This is a genomic window from Aliiroseovarius pelagivivens (genome assembly GCF_900302485.1).
GTDB lineage: Bacteria > Pseudomonadota > Alphaproteobacteria > Rhodobacterales > Rhodobacteraceae > Aliiroseovarius > Aliiroseovarius pelagivivens.
Window position 1 is genome coordinate 2,345,931 of the sequence record NZ_OMOI01000001.1, and the last position, 15,327, is coordinate 2,361,257.

At 57.6% G+C, this 15,327-nt stretch carries 13 protein-coding genes and 1 tRNA gene; 5 read left to right on the plus strand and 9 right to left on the minus strand.

Annotated features, from left to right (window positions below; translation table 11 throughout):
- Window positions 1-304: 304 nt before the first annotated feature.
- The 3 genes from ALP8811_RS11290 (at window position 305) to ALP8811_RS11300 (ending at window position 3,083) form a co-directional block, all read left to right on the plus strand.
- Window positions 305-937 (plus strand): TetR/AcrR family transcriptional regulator, encoded by a 633-nt coding sequence (locus ALP8811_RS11290; RefSeq protein WP_108857203.1) that lies wholly within the window; start codon window positions 305-307, stop codon window positions 935-937.
- 134 nt (window positions 938-1,071) lie between these two features.
- Complete coding sequence (locus ALP8811_RS11295; RefSeq protein WP_108857204.1) at window positions 1,072-1,914, plus strand: CPBP family intramembrane glutamic endopeptidase; 843 nt, start codon at window positions 1,072-1,074, stop codon at window positions 1,912-1,914.
- Window positions 1,911-3,083, plus strand: coding sequence for a serine hydrolase domain-containing protein (locus tag ALP8811_RS11300; protein ID WP_108857205.1), 1,173 nt, complete (start codon window positions 1,911-1,913; stop codon window positions 3,081-3,083). The genes ALP8811_RS11295 and ALP8811_RS11300 overlap by 4 nt, the downstream gene beginning before the upstream one ends.
- Window positions 3,084-3,454: 371 nt before the next feature.
- Here ALP8811_RS11300 and ALP8811_RS11305 read toward each other — a convergent pair.
- Window positions 3,455-3,530, minus strand: a tRNA-Ala gene (locus ALP8811_RS11305).
- Between the two features lie 98 nt (window positions 3,531-3,628).
- A complete protein-coding gene (locus tag ALP8811_RS11310) occupies window positions 3,629-3,949 on the minus strand; it encodes a TIGR02300 family protein (RefSeq protein WP_108857206.1) in 321 nt (106 codons plus the stop codon).
- Window positions 3,950-4,075: 126 nt separating this feature from the next.
- On the opposite strand from ALP8811_RS11310, the gene ALP8811_RS11315 reads away from it, so the two are divergent.
- Window positions 4,076-4,807: a M48 family metallopeptidase gene (locus ALP8811_RS11315; RefSeq protein ID WP_108857207.1), complete on the plus strand. Its 732-nt coding sequence runs from the start codon at window positions 4,076-4,078 to the stop codon at window positions 4,805-4,807.
- 32 nt (window positions 4,808-4,839) lie between these two features.
- Window positions 4,840-5,490, plus strand: a complete 651-nt coding sequence (locus ALP8811_RS11320) for a GntR family transcriptional regulator (protein ID WP_108857520.1) — start codon at window positions 4,840-4,842, stop codon at window positions 5,488-5,490.
- Here ALP8811_RS11320 and nhaA read toward each other — a convergent pair.
- The 7 genes from nhaA to sucC form a co-directional block, all read right to left on the minus strand.
- Entirely contained in the window at window positions 5,471-6,646 is a 1,176-nt protein-coding gene (nhaA, locus tag ALP8811_RS11325; RefSeq protein WP_108857208.1) for a Na+/H+ antiporter NhaA, read from the minus strand. The genes ALP8811_RS11320 and nhaA overlap by 20 nt on opposite strands.
- A 140-nt stretch (window positions 6,647-6,786) precedes the next feature.
- A complete protein-coding gene (lpdA, locus tag ALP8811_RS11330) occupies window positions 6,787-8,172 on the minus strand; it encodes a dihydrolipoyl dehydrogenase (protein ID WP_108857209.1) in 1,386 nt (461 codons plus the stop codon).
- Between the two features lie 98 nt (window positions 8,173-8,270).
- Window positions 8,271-8,540 (minus strand): hypothetical protein, encoded by a 270-nt coding sequence (locus ALP8811_RS11335; protein WP_108857210.1) that lies wholly within the window; start codon window positions 8,538-8,540, stop codon window positions 8,271-8,273.
- Between the two features lie 145 nt (window positions 8,541-8,685).
- The gene (gene odhB, locus ALP8811_RS11340; RefSeq protein WP_108857211.1) at window positions 8,686-10,176 is read right to left on the minus strand and encodes a 2-oxoglutarate dehydrogenase complex dihydrolipoyllysine-residue succinyltransferase; all 1,491 of its coding nucleotides are present in this window, start codon (window positions 10,174-10,176) and stop codon (window positions 8,686-8,688) included.
- 3 nt (window positions 10,177-10,179) lie between these two features.
- Window positions 10,180-13,158, minus strand: coding sequence for a 2-oxoglutarate dehydrogenase E1 component (locus tag ALP8811_RS11345; protein ID WP_108857212.1), 2,979 nt, complete (start codon window positions 13,156-13,158; stop codon window positions 10,180-10,182).
- Window positions 13,159-13,218: 60 nt separating this feature from the next.
- Entirely contained in the window at window positions 13,219-14,103 is an 885-nt protein-coding gene (gene sucD / locus ALP8811_RS11350) for a succinate--CoA ligase subunit alpha (RefSeq protein ID WP_108857213.1), read from the minus strand.
- Window positions 14,104-14,107: 4 nt separating this feature from the next.
- On the minus strand, window positions 14,108-15,301 hold the full coding sequence (gene sucC, locus ALP8811_RS11355) for an ADP-forming succinate--CoA ligase subunit beta (RefSeq protein ID WP_108857214.1): 1,194 nt from the start codon (window positions 15,299-15,301) through the stop codon (window positions 14,108-14,110).
- Window positions 15,302-15,327: the final 26 nt, after the last annotated feature.

Below are 15,327 nucleotides of genomic sequence, written 5' to 3' on the forward strand. Positions count from 1 at the left end.
AAAGCGGCCAAGACCGTTGGTCCACTGACGACCAAAACCAAGTGCCTACAATTGCCGCACGCGCGCCCGGCCCCGTTCCGTCGCTGCATGCGTTTTCAACGTGCCGTAGAGTTGGAAGTCGACATTCAGGCGACGTCTCTGCCCAGTCTTGCTCTGCAATGCCGCAAGCCAACTCAGAGCCCGATTCACGAATACAACCGACAATCTGAACGACCATTCTGCGTCAGATCGCAGTCTTCGAAGTTAAGCTTGCTCTTGACTGACTGACGGTCGGTCAGTAACAAGTGACCAACGGAGGATCATAATGGCACGAATCGTCAAAGCCCCTGAAGAACGGCGCGCCGAAATCGTCGAAACAGCGGATCGGCTGTTTCGCGAGCATGGCTATGCCAAATGCTCGGTGGAGATGATCATTCGCGAGATCGGCGTCGCAAAAGGGACCTTCTATTACTATTTCAAGTCCAAGCCGGACATCCTCGAAGCAATCGTTGACAAAACCCTCGCCCAAATTGTCGAGTCTGCCAAAGGCATTGCTGACGAACCCTCACTGACAGCAATGCAGAAGATGGAAGCTCTCTTGGGAAACAGCCACATCGGCGACGACGGCAGCCTTGAAGTCGCCGAAATGCTGCACCTTCCAGAGAACCGCGAGCTTCACGAACTCACCAACATTCAGACCGTTCTCCAACTCTCACCGATTCTGGCGCAGATCGTCGAACAGGGGGTTGGTGAAAGTGTTTTCGAGGTCGATAGGCCACTTGAAACGATCCAATTTCTTTTCACTGGTGCGCAGTTCCTGACCGACGGCAGCATGTTTGGGTTCTCCGAGACCGAACTCCGTGCAAGGCGCTTGGTGATGCAAACAATCATAGAAAAAGCACTCGGCGCCAAGCCGGGGAGTTTTGACTTCATGAATCCGATCCGGACCGTGGAGTAGAGGCATGAGCAAAGAAACACTCAAGGTTTTCCAGTGCCGCATCCTGCGGATCGGAAGGCTGTTCTTATTTGCAATTCGAGGGCCAAAAGCGCCCCGGCTTGCCCTGCTTCAACTCTATCACGGGGGAAATTCCCATGGCAGATATTGCCTCACAAACTCACACCGTTCAGGTGCCATCCCGCGCGATCATCGGTTTCTACGCTCTGACGTTCGCGATTACCTGGGGGCTCGTTGGTGGCTACATCCTTGCGCCTGACTGGGCCGCTGCAACTTTCGGCGAGATCAGCGGATCACACCCGTTCTTCTTTCTTGCTACATGGGCGCCGGCTATCTCAGCCTTTGCAGTTGTTCTCTTTTTTGGGGGATTGGTGGGCCTTAAAGCCTTTCTGTCACGGCTCTTCATGTGGCGGGGGTCGCCGCCTTGGGTGGTCTTTATCCTGATCGGCATACCGCTTGTCTTCATGATGGGGTCGTTGATGAAAGGCGGGCCGTTTTTTGCGCCGCTCCCACCAGAAGGGGTCGGCGCCGTCGGCGCGCTCACTCTGATGATGCTCTTTCTCGGACCAATCGAGGAATTTGGCTGGCGGGGGATTGCACAGCCAATTCTGCAACGGCGCATGGCACCGCTCTGGGCCGGTGTGATCATCGGCACGCTTTGGGGGATCTGGCACCTGCCAGCGTTTTTTCTGTCCGGCACCGTCTTTGCCGGGTGGAACTTCTTTCCCTTTCTCGTCGGCAACATCACCCTTGCAGTTCTTGTCACACCAATCTTCAACATGTCCCGCGGCAGCCTTCTCTGGCCGATGCTGTTCCATTGGCAGTTGATCCTTCCAATTTGGCCGGATGCACAACCTTTTGATACCTGGATTTTGGTTGCGGTCACTGTCGTCGTGGTGTGGTGGAATCGAGAGACCATGCTTCACCGTGCCGGTTCTGTGACGGAGGTCATTCCTGACAATGGGGGAGCGAGTCAATGAAACGCCTTCTATTACAAATCGTCACGCTTTTCGTCCTGCCTTTCGTGATCTCCCTTCCGGTAAGCGCAACAGAAAACAACACACGCAAAAGGGTCCAGGGTCTGCTTGAAGACTTCCAACAGACTTACGGCTTCCCCGGCGCAACTGTCGCGTTCTCACAGGCGGATGGCCACATTGAGACGCTTGCCATCGGCCTTTCGGACGTCGAGGCCGGTGTCCCGATGACGACAGAAAGCCGAATGCTGGCGGCGAGCATCGGAAAGACGATCTGGGGGGCTTTGGCGCTCTCGCTTGAATCGGAAGGAGCGCTAAGCCGTGCCGATCTTGTCTCTGACCACCTCGGCCATCTTCCGTGGTTTGATCGCCTCCCAAATGCGGATACCATGACCGTCGGTCAACTCTTGACCCACAGTGCCGGCCTGCCGGACCACGTTCATATGGAAGATGTCGCTGCTTCGCTGATTGCCCTGGGGTTGCGAACGCCCTTTGAGCCGGACGAGATCATCGCATTCATTCTGGACGAACCCCCGCTATTCGAGGCAGGGTCGGCATGGGCTTACACCGATACTGGCTATCTTTTGCTTGGCTTGGTGATCGAGGCGGCGACTGGCGAGGACGTATTCGACCTTGCCCGCAAGAGATTCCTCATACCGCTGGATTTGACAGGAACGAACCCGTCCAGCGCTCCAAGGATCGAGGGTCTGGCCGTCGGCTACACGGAGGAAAGCAATCCGTTCGGCCTTGCGCCGCGCACGATGGACGAGAGTGGGAGTCTGGTTTGGAACCCAGCCATAGAATGGACGGGTGGAGGCTTTGCATCGACCTCGGCAGACCTCGCCAAATGGGGGCACGCCCTGTTTTATGGGGCAGCCATGGAGTCCGAGTATCTTGACCGATTGCTTGACGGTGTTCCGGTTCACCCGGACGCGCCCGGAATAATTTACGGCAGTGGTGTTGCCATCTATCAAGATACGCCACATGGCCCAGTCTTTGGGCATGGCGGCTGGATTCCGGGCTACGTCTCGAGCGTCAGGCACTACGCCGACCATGACCTCACCATCGCCTTTCAGATCAATTCTGATGTGGGAGTTCTCGATGATGCGACTGACCTTGTTTCTGCGTTAGAGGTCGCCTTGGCAGAGGCACTGATCGCGTCGACTACTCAATGAGGCCTGTCCATTTTTCAAGTGACTTCAGGAGCGGACGTTCGTCGTTTAGACGCGGATGTCGGCTTTGTCCCGCAAGTCCTGAGCATGCCACCTCCCGAAAGAACATCCGCAGCGAATGACTGGTTCAGTGAAGCTGCGCTGCGGCGTCATATACCAAAACGAATGTCCGGTATGGGCCGTGAGCAACCATCTCACGAACTCAGCCCAAGTATTATTCTGATCGCTCTTGGGCTATAACCAGCCCGTTGCCCACCCAATCGAGTGACACAGGGGTGACACAGGACTGCATGCAAACTGGTGACACAATGCGCGAACGGTAGGCGGATACCACGCAACCGTTTCAAACCATTATCAAATCTGGGAATGAGATTTGGTGGAGCCTAGCGGGGTCGAACCGCTGACCTCTTGCATGCCATGCAAGCGCTCTACCAACTGAGCTAAGGCCCCATCCGTGACAACAAAGCTGCTGTCTGTGCGCGGTATTTATGCAAAGGCGCGAAGGGGTTCAACCCAAAAAACGCGCCTTTGCAAAAAATTATTGAAGCTTACTCGTCTTCTTCCGCGGGCATATCCGCGATTTCTTCCAGCGACACTTCTTCGTCATCATCGTCGTCCAGAACATCATCGCCCAGATCGACATCGGATGCGTCGTCATCTTCCAGAACGGCATCTGCGTCGTCGACCAGATCGTCCTTCATGACAGCTTTGTCTTCTTTGTCGGCAACCATTGTGCGCGACCCTTTACCGGTCTCCAGGTTCACGACATCACCCGTATAGGGGCTAACCGCCGGATCGGCGTTCAGGTCGTAAAAGCGTTTTCCGGTCGTCGGGCATATACGCTTGACGCCCCATTCAGCTTTGGGCATTTGAAACCCTTTCCGTTCATACTGACTCATCTGAGATTTCAGGCAACTGCCACAATGCTGCAAGGGTGTCAAAGCCTTTTGCAGCGAAGGGTTGACCTTGGGCGCAATCAGGCCTCAATGAAGGGCATGTTGTTTCGAAATTCACGCAGTCGGCTGACAGAGAACACGACCCTGACTTTGGGGGCGGCCGAACCTGTAGTGATCGAGCTTCGGGCGTCGAAACGCGCGCGCAGGCTGTCGTTGCGCGTATCCCGGCTGGACGGACGCGTGACGCTGACAGCCCCCTTTGGTGCCAACAAGGACGAGGCGCTTCAGTTTGCCACCGAACGGCTAGACTGGATCCGGAGCCATCTGGCACAGACCGCGCCCAGTGAGGTTCCGGGCGTTGGATCCACCCTTCCCTTTCGCGGCGCGCCTCTGACGCTGGAGCGTGGCAAGGCCCGGGTGGTCGAGATTTCAGGCGACAGCATGTTGCTGCCTCCGCAGTCACCCGAGCGCGATGCGATCCGGGCTGAGATGTTTCTGAAGGAAACAGCGCGTGCGGCACTTGTTGCCGCCAGCGACACCTATGCCGCTAAGGTTGGGCGACCTTATGGGCGCATCACTTTGCGGGATACTCGTTCACGCTGGGGGTCGTGCAGTTCGCGCGGCAATCTTAGCTATTCCTGGCGCCTGATCATGGCGCCTCCACAGGTTCTTGACTATGTCGCCGCACACGAAGTGTCGCACCTTGTTCACATGGATCATTCCCGCTTGTTCTGGGCACAAGTCGAAGCGATCTTTCCGAACTACCAAGCCCCGCGGAAATGGTTGAAGGATCACGGGACAGAATTGCATCGGTATCGCTTTCGCGATTGACGCTTCTGCATTTTGTGATCACAATTATCCTCATGCAAAGCCAGATCCGCCCTACGCCAGACAACACCAGCGCGCACGAACGTGTCTATCGCCACCTACGTTCGCGCATCATGCATGGCGAGCTGGATCCGGGAGAAAGCCTGACCATCCGTGGCATCGGAGCCGACTACGACGTGTCGATGACACCGGCACGAGAGGCGGTGCGCAGGCTTGCGGCCGAAGGTGCGTTGACGTTGTCCAGTTCAGGCCGGGTGACCGCGCCGGATCTGTCAGCCGAGCGGATCGAGGAACTGACCGCGCTGCGCGCGCTTCTAGAACCTGAACTGGCCGCACGCGCCCTGCCCCGTGCCCATATGACCCTGATCGACCGCCTGCGCGCAATCAACGCCCGTGTGTCGGAATGCGTCGCCAATCAGGATGCGAGCGGCTATCTGCGGACAAATCTGGAATTTCACCGGACGATCTATTTGCGGGCACAGGCTCCGGCCATTCTGGCCATGGCAGAGACCGTCTGGCTGCAACTTGGACCCACCATGCGCGCGCTCTACGCAAGCGGCCAGCGCACCGACCTGCAACGCCATCACCGCATGATCCTGTCTGCCCTCGCAGCCGGGGACGAGCCTGCCCTGCGTCTGGCCGTCCGCACGGATGTGACACAGGGCCTTAAGATGCTTGTCGGGTAGCAGACGCAGCCGTCGCACTGTACAGCACAAATGAGCCATAGAGCGCAGACATCAGCGAGCCGCTCAGAACACCCAGGCGCACCATATTTTGCTGCTCGAGCGTGTCGAAGGCGAGCCCCCCGATAAATAGCGACATGGTAAAGCCGATCCCTGCAAGGCATGCGATGCCATACAGCATGGGCCAAGTGACCCCCTCGGCCCGTTTTGACAGACCGATCCGCTCGGCCAGGAATACCACTCCGACAATCCCGATTTGATTGCCGAAGAACAGCCCAGCAGCAACGGCCAGCGTCAACGGCGCCATGAGTGTTTCCAATGACAGCCCTGTCAGCGGCACGCCGGCGTTGCCGAAGGCAAAAAGCGGCAAGATTGCAAAACTCACAATCGGGTGCAGGTCATGCTCAAGGCTTCTTGCCAGCGACTTGCCTTTCGCGTTCGGGGCCAAGGGAATTGCAAAACCCAGAGCAACACCCGCCAAGGTCGCGTGCACGCCTGATTTCAGAACGGCCAACCACAACACGAACCCCACCAGAAGGTAAGCTGTCAGGTTGGACGCGCCACGCAGGTTCATGACGGCCAAAGCGCTTAGACAGAGCGCTGCAATGGACAGCGCGAAGACCGACAGGTTCGATGTATAGAACAGTGCGATGATCACGATCGCGGCAAGGTCATCGACCACAGCCAATGTCAGAAGGAACGTCTTCAGGTGCGCGGGAACGCGATCACCAAAAAGGCTCAGCACCCCAAGCGCAAAGGCGATATCGGTCGCAGCAGGGATAGCCCAGCCTTTCGCCTCGATACTTTCGATCCCCACGACCCCTAGGAAGATCAAAGCGGGCACCGTAATGCCGCCAATGGCGCCGTAAACGGGAAGCGATGCCTGTTGCCAACTCGACAGGCTTCCCTCTTTAATCTCTCGTTTGATCTCTAGCGCAACAAGCAGAAAAAACACCGCCATAAGCCCGTCATTGATCCAAAGGATCAGTGGCTTCGAGACCGCAAGCTCTCCGATTGCCCACGTGGCTTTCGTCGTTAGCATTGAATCGTAGATCGGTTGCAGAACTGGGGTGTTTTCGAAAATGAGCCCGGCCAACGCAGCCATGGCAAGCGTAATGCCGGCCGCAAGAGTTGGGTCGAGACCTAGTACTTTTTTCATGTGATTTTCCTGTTGATGCACCTTTCGCTAAGATAGGTACGAACGCATCACACTTCAGGATCACTTTTCCGATTATTTCTGTCGGAAAGAAAAAAGCGCCCCGCAAAGGGCGCTTTCTTAAATCGTCATAGGGGCGGATTTTACGCGTGGATCGCGCCGTCACCGCAGGCCAATGCCGCCTCACGTACCGCTTCCGAGAAGGTCGGGTGGGCGTGGCAGGTGCGGGCCAGATCTTCAGCCGATCCGCCGTATTCCATCAGCACACAGGCTTCGTGGATCAGCTCGCCTGCGGTTGGGCCCATGATGTGGACACCCAGTACGCGGTCAGTCGCTTTATCGGCCAGGATCTTCACGAACCCGTCGCCCATGAACACGGCCTTTGCACGACCATTGCCCATGAAGCTGAACTTGCCGACCTTATAGTCAACGCCAGCTTCTTTCAGCTCTTGTTCAGTCTTGCCAACCGAAGCAACCTCGGGCGAGGTGTAGATCACGCCGGGGATCACGTCATAGTTCACGTGGCCAGCCTGACCGGCGATGCTTTCCGCAGCCGCCATGCCTTCGTCTTCGGCTTTGTGGGCCAGCATCGGACCTTCGGTCACGTCGCCAATGGCCCAGATGCCGGGAACGCTGGTTTTCCAGTGGTCGGTGGCAATCTGACCGCGCTCGGTCATTTTGACGCCAGCGGCTTCCAGACCTAGACCATCCACGAAGGGACGGCGGCCAGTGGCAACCAGCACCACGTCGGCGTCGATCGCATGTTCGCTGTCATCCTTGCGAAGCTTGTAGTTCACGGTCGCCTTGGTCTTCTTGGCATCCACGTTCTGAACGGCGGCACCCATGATGAAGTTCAGACCCTGCTTTTTCAGCGTGCGCTGGAAGGTCTTCTGGATGTCTTTGTCCATGCCGGGGGTGATGTCGTCGAGGAATTCGACCACGGTCACTTCCGACCCCAGACGCGCATAGACCGAGCCCATTTCCAGACCGATCACGCCCGCACCGATCACGATCATCTTGCGAGGGATCTTCGGCAGTTCAAGTGCACCAGTCGAAGTCACGACGACTTTCTCATCGACCTCAACACCCGGCAGGCTCGACGGTTCAGAACCAGAAGCGATCACGATGTGCTTGGCGTTGTGCACCTCGTCACCCACCTTGACCTGACCAGCGGCAGGGATCGAGCCCCAGCCTTTCAGCCAATCAACTTTGTTCTTCTTGAACAGGAACTCGATGCCTTTGGTGTTCTGACCAATGACGTCGTCCTTATAGGCCAGCATCTCTTTCCAATCGACCGAGGGGCTTTTGCCCTTCAGGCCCATCTTGGCGAAGTTATGCTCGGCCTCGTGCAGGCTGTGCGACGCGTGCAGCAGCGCTTTCGAGGGGATACAGCCCACGTTCAGGCAAGTGCCGCCCAGCGTCTCGCGCCCTTCGACACAAGCAGTTTTCAGGCCCAGCTGAGCGCAACGGATGGCGCATACATAGCCACCCGGGCCACCGCCAATTACGATTACGTCATAGTCTGCCATATCTCTTTATCCTTCTTTCTTCGCCATGCGCTGGCCGACTGCCGTATCTGCGCAACTTGCGTATTCGAATTGAAGCTTAAAACCGCCGCGGTTCGCCGTTAAACCGGCGTCAGCAGTTTCACACTCACATTGATCACGCCATCACGCTCCATATGCATGGCAAGTTCTTCTGACTCGAAGAACGCGCGGGCCCGCTTAAGATCAAGGACCTGAAAAAGTGCAACCGCGTGGTTGTCTTGTGCTGGATCACGCCAAACATGAAGCTCGCGGATACCGACTGCTTTCCGGTTGAAACGGTCTTTCTTGAAAACCGTGTACCACGCGTCGAAATCCGCTACATCGGCTTGCCAGAGAATATGGGTTGCCATGCTCAGAAACTCCCTTTGTGAATGGTGACTAAAGCACGCTGAAGCGGGCAGGTCGTAAACTTGTTGCGTTCGCCAGAATCTGGAAGGTGGCGCACTCGAACCGCAGCCTGATCTGTCAGGCCGGTTTCGGGTGCGCCAAGGTCCATTACAGATCCATCAACAGGCGGCGCGGATCTTCCAGTGCTTCTTTCACACGTACCAGGAAGGTCACGGCGCCTTTGCCGTCGACGATGCGGTGGTCATAGCTCAGCGCCAGATACATCATCGGGCGGATTACCACCTGACCGTTGATCGCCATCGGGCGGTCTTGGATCTTGTGCATGCCAAGGATACCCGACTGCGGCGGGTTCAGGATCGGCGAGGACATCAGCGAGCCATAGACACCACCATTCGAGAGGGTGAAGGTACCGCCCTGCATTTCGTCCATCGACAGCTTGCCGTCGCGGGCTTTACGGCCCTTTTCAGCAATGGCTTTCTCGATCTCGGCGAAGGACATCGCATCCGCATCATTGATCACCGGAACGACAAGGCCCGTGGGCGTGCCTGCCGCGACACCCATGTTTACATAGTTCTTGTAAACGATGTCGGTGCCGTCGATTTCGGCGTTCACTTCCGGAACTTCTTTCAGGGCGTGACAGCATGCCTTGGTGAAGAAGGACATGAAGCCCAGACGGACGCCGTGCTTCTTCTCGAACAGGTCTTTGTATTCCTTACGCAGAGCCATCGTCTCGGTCATGTCCACCTCGTTATAGGTGGTCAGCATGGCGGCGGTGTTCTGGCTGTCTTTCAGACGGCGCGCGATGGTCTGGCGCAGACGTGTCATCTTCACACGCTCTTCGCGGGCGGGATCGCCAGCAGCGCGCGGGGCAGCCGGAGCAGCAGCGGGGGCTGCAGCCTTCGGTGCGGCCAGAGCGGCAGCAACGTCGTGCTTCATCACGCGGCCATCGCGACCAGTGCCCTGAACGTCAGCAGGGTTCAGACCAGCTTCGGTCATGGCTTTCTTGGCCGACGGTGCGTCTTCCACGTCCTTGCCAGCCGCCGCAGGGGCAGCCGCAGCAGCCGGGGCCGCAGCAGGCGCAGCAGCTACAGCGCCGCCCGAGGACAGAACAGCCAGTTTGGCCGAGGCGTCAACAGTGGTGCCTTCCGGGGCCAGGATCTCGGCCAGAACGCCAGCGGCAGGTGCAGGTACTTCGACGGATACTTTGTCGGTTTCCAGCTCGCACAGCATTTCGTCCTGCTGAACTGCATCACCAACCTGTTTGAACCAAGTCGATACAGTGGCTTCCGATACGCTTTCGCCCAGCGCAGGCACCATCACGTCCACAGCCTGACCTGCGTCACCAGCAGGTGCGGCAGCCGGAGCTGCCTCAGCAGCGGCAGGAGCAGGAGCCGCCCCTTCGCCTTCACCAATCATGGCCAGCAGCGCGTCAACGCCAACGGTTTCACCTTCTGCGGCAACGATTTCGCCCATCACGCCAGCGGCAGGCGACGGCACTTCGACAGTTACCTTGTCGGTTTCCAGCTCGCAGAGCATTTCGTCAACAGCAACGGCGTCGCCGGGTTTCTTGAACCATGTTGCGACCGTGGCTTCGGTCACGCTTTCGCCCAGCGTGGGGACACGTACTTCAATGCTCATGGTTTATTTCCCTTCAATAGTCAGCGCAGCATCAACCAGCGCTTCTTGTTGTGCTTTGTGGGTCGATGCCAGACCCGTTGCAGGTGAGGCCGCAGCCGGACGACCAGCATAGACCGGACGCGTGTGCTTCGAGCCAATGCGGGTCAGCACCCATTCAATATTCGGTTCGACGAAAGTCCACGAACCTTGGTTTTTCGGTTCTTCCTGACACCAGACGATTTCCGCCTGCTTGAAGCGCTCCAGTTCCTTGACACAGGACATGGCCGGGAACGGGTAGAACTGCTCAAGACGCAGGATATAGACGTCGTTGATGCCGCGCTTGTCGCGCTCTTCCAGCAGGTCGTAGTAGACCTTTCCCGAGCACATCACGACGCGCTTGATCTTGTCGTCCTTGACCAGCTTGGCCTCGGAGCGACCGGTGCCATTGTCACGGTCGCCATCATCCCACAGCACGCGGTGGAAACTGGAACCTTCGGTGAAGTCCTTGGCGTCCGACACGCAGAGCTTGTGGCGCAGAAGCGATTTCGGCGTCATCATGATCAGAGGCTTACGATAGCCGCGATGCAGCTGACGGCGCAGGATGTGGAAATAGTTGGCCGGAGTCGAGCAGTTCGCCACGATCCAGTTGTCGCCACCACACATCTGCAGGAAACGCTCCAGACGGGCCGAGCTGTGTTCCGGTCCCTGCCCTTCGAAACCGTGCGGCAGAAGAACGGTCAGACCGGACATACGCAGCCATTTCGATTCACCCGATGAGATGAACTGGTCGAACATGATCTGAGCACCGTTGGCGAAGTCGCCAAACTGGGCTTCCCACATCACCAGCGCGTTGGGTTCGGCCAGCGAATAGCCATACTCAAAGCCCAGCACCGCGTATTCCGACAGCATCGAGTCGATAACTTCGTAGTGGGCCTGGCCCTCGCGGATGTTGTTCAGCGGATAGTAGCGTTCCTCGTTGTCCTGATTGATCAGACCCGAGTGACGCTGCGAGAACGTACCGCGCGTACAGTCTTGGCCAGACAGGCGCACTGGAAAGCCTTCGGTCAGAAGCGAGCCAAAGGCCAATGCTTCTGCGGTCGCCCAGTCAAAACCGGTGCCGTTTTCAAACATCTTGGCTTTGGTGTCCAAAAGACGCCCAACGGTCTTGTGCATCGGGAAGTTGTCCGGCGCAGTCGACAGAGCTTTGCCAACCTCGGTGAAGGTTTCAGTCGAAATCTCAGTCTTGCCGCGCTGGTATTCGTCGCGGTTGCGATCAAGGTGCGACCAACGCCCATCCAGCCAGTCAGCCTTGTTGGGCTTATAGTCTTTCCCGGCTTCAAATTCGGCGTTCATGTGGGCCTGGAAGGCCGCTTTCATGTCCTCGATTTCACCTTCCGGGATCAGGCCATCCTTGACCAGACGTTCAGTATAAAGCTGCAGCGTCGTCTTATGCTTCTTGATGTTCTTGTACATCATCGGGTTGGTGAACATCGGCTCGTCGCCTTCGTTGTGACCAAACCGGCGATAGCAGAAGATGTCCAGAACCACGTCTTTGTGGAATTTCTGACGGAACTCGGTCGCAACGCGGGCAGCGTGCACCACGGCTTCCGGGTCATCGCCATTCACGTGGAAGATCGGCGCTTCCACCATCAGGGCAATATCCGTCGGATAGGGCGACGAACGGCTGAAATGCGGTGCGGTGGTGAAGCCGATCTGGTTGTTCACCACGATATGCATCGTGCCACCGGTCTTGTGACCAACAAGGCCCGACAGACCGAAGCCTTCAGCGACAACACCCTGACCTGCAAAGGCCGCATCGCCGTGCAGAAGGATCGGCAGAACCTGATCGCGATCCACGTCGTTCATCTGTTCTTGCTTGGCGCGGACCTTACCCAGCACAACCGGGTTCACGGCCTCAAGGTGCGAGGGGTTCGCGGTCAGCGACAGGTGTACCTTGTTGTCATCAAACTCGCGGTCCGACGAAGCACCAAGGTGGTATTTCACATCGCCCGAGCCATCAACGTCTTGGGGTTTAAAGCTGCCGCCCTGGAATTCGTTGAAGATCGCGCGGTACGGCTTCTGCATCACGTTGGCCAGAACTGACAGACGACCACGGTGCGGCATGCCGATCACCACGTCTTTCAAACCCAGCTGTCCGCCGCGCTTGATGATCTGTTCCATCGCCGGGATCAGGGCTTCACCGCCATCAAGGCCGAAACGCTTGGTACCCATATATTTGACGTGCAGGAATTTCTCGAAGCCCTCGGCCTCGACCAGCTTGTTCAGGATTGCCTTACGACCTTCCTGCGTGAACCGGATTTCCTTGTCGAACCCTTCGATACGTTCTTTCAGCCAGCCGGCCTCTTCGGGGTTCGAGATGTGCATGTACTGCAGTGCAAAGGTGCCGCAATAGGTGCGCTTCACGATGTCGAGGATCTGACGGATCGACGCGACCTCAAGCCCAAGAACATTGTCGATAAAGATCGGGCGATCCATGTCAGCTTCGGTGAAGCCATAGGATGCGGGATCCAGTTCGGGATGAGGTGTGGGCTTCTGCATGCCCAACGGATCCAGATCCGCAACAAGGTGACCACGAATACGATAGGCGCGGATCAGCATCAGGGCGCGGATCGAGTCCAGAACAGCGCGCTTCATCTGATCATCGGATAGACTCACGCCCTTCTCTGCAGCCTTCGCCTCGATCTTCTTGGCAGCAGCCTTGCCTTCTTCGGCAGGGGCTTCTGGCCATTGACCGTCCAGCGCATGAACCCGGTCACCATCCGGCATCGGGGGCCAATCACCACGTGCCCAGCTGGGACCAGCGGCCTCGGCGGTTACGTCACGGGCATCATCCCCAAGCTCTGCGAAAAATGCGTGCCAAGCGGCGTCAACCGCGCTGGGATCTTTCACATACTGGGCGTAGAGCTGCTCCAGATACTCGGCATTGTGGCCTTGCATGAAGCTTGATGCATGGAAGATGTCGTTGGGGCTCTGGTCGTTCATTGGGTCACCTGAGAAATTGAAAACGCGCGCCCCAAGGGTTTGGGGCGCGCGAGAGAAGTCTTACTTGCCGATCGCTTCCAGCACGGCCTCGCCCAGCGTCGCGGGGCTGTCTGCCACCACAATGCCAGCAGCACGCATGGCTTCGATCTTGTCTTCCGCGCCACCTTTACCACCGGCAACAATCGCGCCAGCGTGGCCCATGCGGCGTCCCGGAGGTGCCGTACGGCCAGCGATGAAGCCAGCAACCGGCTTCCAGCGGCCTTTTTTCTTCTGTTCGGCCAGGAATTCAGCAGCTTCTTCTTCTGCCGAACCACCGATCTCGCCGATCATGATGATCGACTGAGTTTCATCGTCGTCCAGGAACATGTCCAACACGTCGATGTGCTCGGTGCCCTTGATGGGGTCGCCGCCGATGCCAACTGCAGTCGACTGGCCCAGACCGATATCGGTGGTCTGTTTCACAGCTTCATAAGTCAGCGTACCCGAGCGCGACACAACACCAACGCTGCCGCGCTGGTGGATGTGGCCGGGCATGATGCCGATTTTACAGGCGCCGGGGGTGATCACGCCGGGGCAGTTCGGGCCCACAAGACGCGAGGCCGAGCCTTCCAGAGCACGCTGAACGCGCATCATGTCCAGCACCGGAATGCCTTCGGTGATGCAGACGATCAGTTCCATCTCTGCGTCGATCGCTTCCAGGATCGAGTCAGCAGCAAACGGGGGCGGCACGTAGATCACGGAAGCGTTGGCTTCGGTGACGTGCTTGGCTTCGTGAACCGAGTTGAAGATCGGCAGGTCCAGATGCGTCTGGCCACCTTTGCCCGGCGTAACACCACCGACCATTTTGGTGCCATATGCAATGGCCTGTTCCGAGTGAAAGGTACCCTGCGAGCCGGTCAGACCCTGACAGATGACCTTGGTATTTTCGTCAATAAGAACTGCCATTGTCTTAGCCTTTCACCGCTTTCACGATTTTCTCTGCGCCATCCGACAGGTTGTCGGCAGCGATCACATCAACATCCGAGTTGTTGATGATGTCTTTACCGGCTTCCACGTTGGTGCCTTCCAGACGTACGACCAGCGGAACCTGCAGGCCCACTTCTTTCACGGCTGCAACCACGCCTTCGGCGATGACGTCACAGCGCATGATGCCGCCGAAGATGTTCACAAGGATGCCCTTCACGTTGGGGTCCGAGGTGATGATCTTGAAGGCTTCGGTCACTTTCTCTTTGGTGGCGCCGCCACCTACGTCAAGGAAGTTGGCCGGTTCAGCGCCGTACAGCTTGATGATGTCCATGGTGGCCATTGCCAGACCAGCACCGTTCACCATGCAGCCGATTTCACCGTCCAGAGCGATGTAGTTCAGGTCGTATTTCGACGCTTCCAGCTCTTTCGGGTCTTCTTCGGTGGTGTCGCGCAGCTCGGCGATGTCCGGGTGGCGATAGATGGCGTTTCCGTCGAAGCCAACTTTGGCGTCCAGAACTTTGATGTCGCCGCTGTCCGAGATGATCAGCGGGTTGATCTCGAGCATCTCCATGTCCTTCTCGGTGAAGGCTTTATAGAGCTTGCCCATAAGAGCAACACACTGCTTAACCTGTGCGCCTTCCAGGCCCAGCGCAAATGCGATGCGGCGGCCGTGGAAACCTTGGTAGCCCGTTGCCGGATCAACCGAGAAGCTCAGGATCTTTTCGGGAGTGGCGGCTGCCACTTCCTCGATGTCCATGCCGCCTTCGGTCGAACATACGAACGAAATGCGCGAGGTTTGGCGATCTACCAGCAGAGCAAGGTAAAGCTCGCGCTCGATGCCGGAACCGGCTTCGATGTAGATGCGGTTAACCTGTTTGCCGGCGGGGCCGGTCTGGTGGGTCACAAGGGTGCGGCCCAGCATCTTCTTGGCTTCTTCAGCGGCTTCCTCGACCGATTTGGTCAGACGTACGCCGCCTTTTTCGCCAGCGTCAGCTTCCTTAAAGGAACCTTTGCCGCGGCCACCTGCGTGAATTTGGGCTTTGACCACCCAAAGCGGTCCGTCGAGTTCACCTGCGGCGGTCTTGGCATCTTCTGCTTTCAATACTACGCGGCCGTCCGAAACGGGGGCGCCGTAGGATTTCAGAAGGGCCTTCGCCTGGTATTCATGAATGTTCATGAAATCATCCTATCCAGTTGGTCCAT

What these genes read in the sequence shown, in the direction of transcription:
- ALP8811_RS11295 (WP_108857204.1), top strand. Translation starts at nt 1,072, where the DNA reads ATGGCAGATATTGCCTCACAAACTCACACCGTTCAGGTGCCATCCCGC.
- ALP8811_RS11310 (WP_108857206.1), bottom strand. Translation starts at nt 3,949, where the DNA reads ATGCCCAAAGCTGAATGGGGCGTCAAGCGTATATGCCCGACGACCGGA.
- lpdA (WP_108857209.1), bottom strand. Translation starts at nt 8,172, where the DNA reads ATGGCAGACTATGACGTAATCGTAATTGGCGGTGGCCCGGGTGGCTAT.
- odhB (WP_108857211.1), bottom strand. Translation starts at nt 10,176, where the DNA reads ATGAGCATTGAAGTACGTGTCCCCACGCTGGGCGAAAGCGTGACCGAA.
- sucD (WP_108857213.1), bottom strand. Translation starts at nt 14,103, where the DNA reads ATGGCAGTTCTTATTGACGAAAATACCAAGGTCATCTGTCAGGGTCTG.
- ALP8811_RS11345 (WP_108857212.1), bottom strand. Translation starts at nt 13,158, where the DNA reads ATGAACGACCAGAGCCCCAACGACATCTTCCATGCATCAAGCTTCATG.
- nhaA (WP_108857208.1), bottom strand. Translation starts at nt 6,646, where the DNA reads ATGAAAAAAGTACTAGGTCTCGACCCAACTCTTGCGGCCGGCATTACG.
- ALP8811_RS11300 (WP_108857205.1), top strand. Translation starts at nt 1,911, where the DNA reads ATGAAACGCCTTCTATTACAAATCGTCACGCTTTTCGTCCTGCCTTTC.
- ALP8811_RS11315 (WP_108857207.1), top strand. Translation starts at nt 4,076, where the DNA reads ATGTTGTTTCGAAATTCACGCAGTCGGCTGACAGAGAACACGACCCTG.
- ALP8811_RS11320 (WP_108857520.1), top strand. Translation starts at nt 4,840, where the DNA reads ATGCAAAGCCAGATCCGCCCTACGCCAGACAACACCAGCGCGCACGAA.
- ALP8811_RS11290 (WP_108857203.1), top strand. Translation starts at nt 305, where the DNA reads ATGGCACGAATCGTCAAAGCCCCTGAAGAACGGCGCGCCGAAATCGTC.
- ALP8811_RS11335 (WP_108857210.1), bottom strand. Translation starts at nt 8,540, where the DNA reads ATGGCAACCCATATTCTCTGGCAAGCCGATGTAGCGGATTTCGACGCG.
- sucC (WP_108857214.1), bottom strand. Translation starts at nt 15,301, where the DNA reads ATGAACATTCATGAATACCAGGCGAAGGCCCTTCTGAAATCCTACGGC.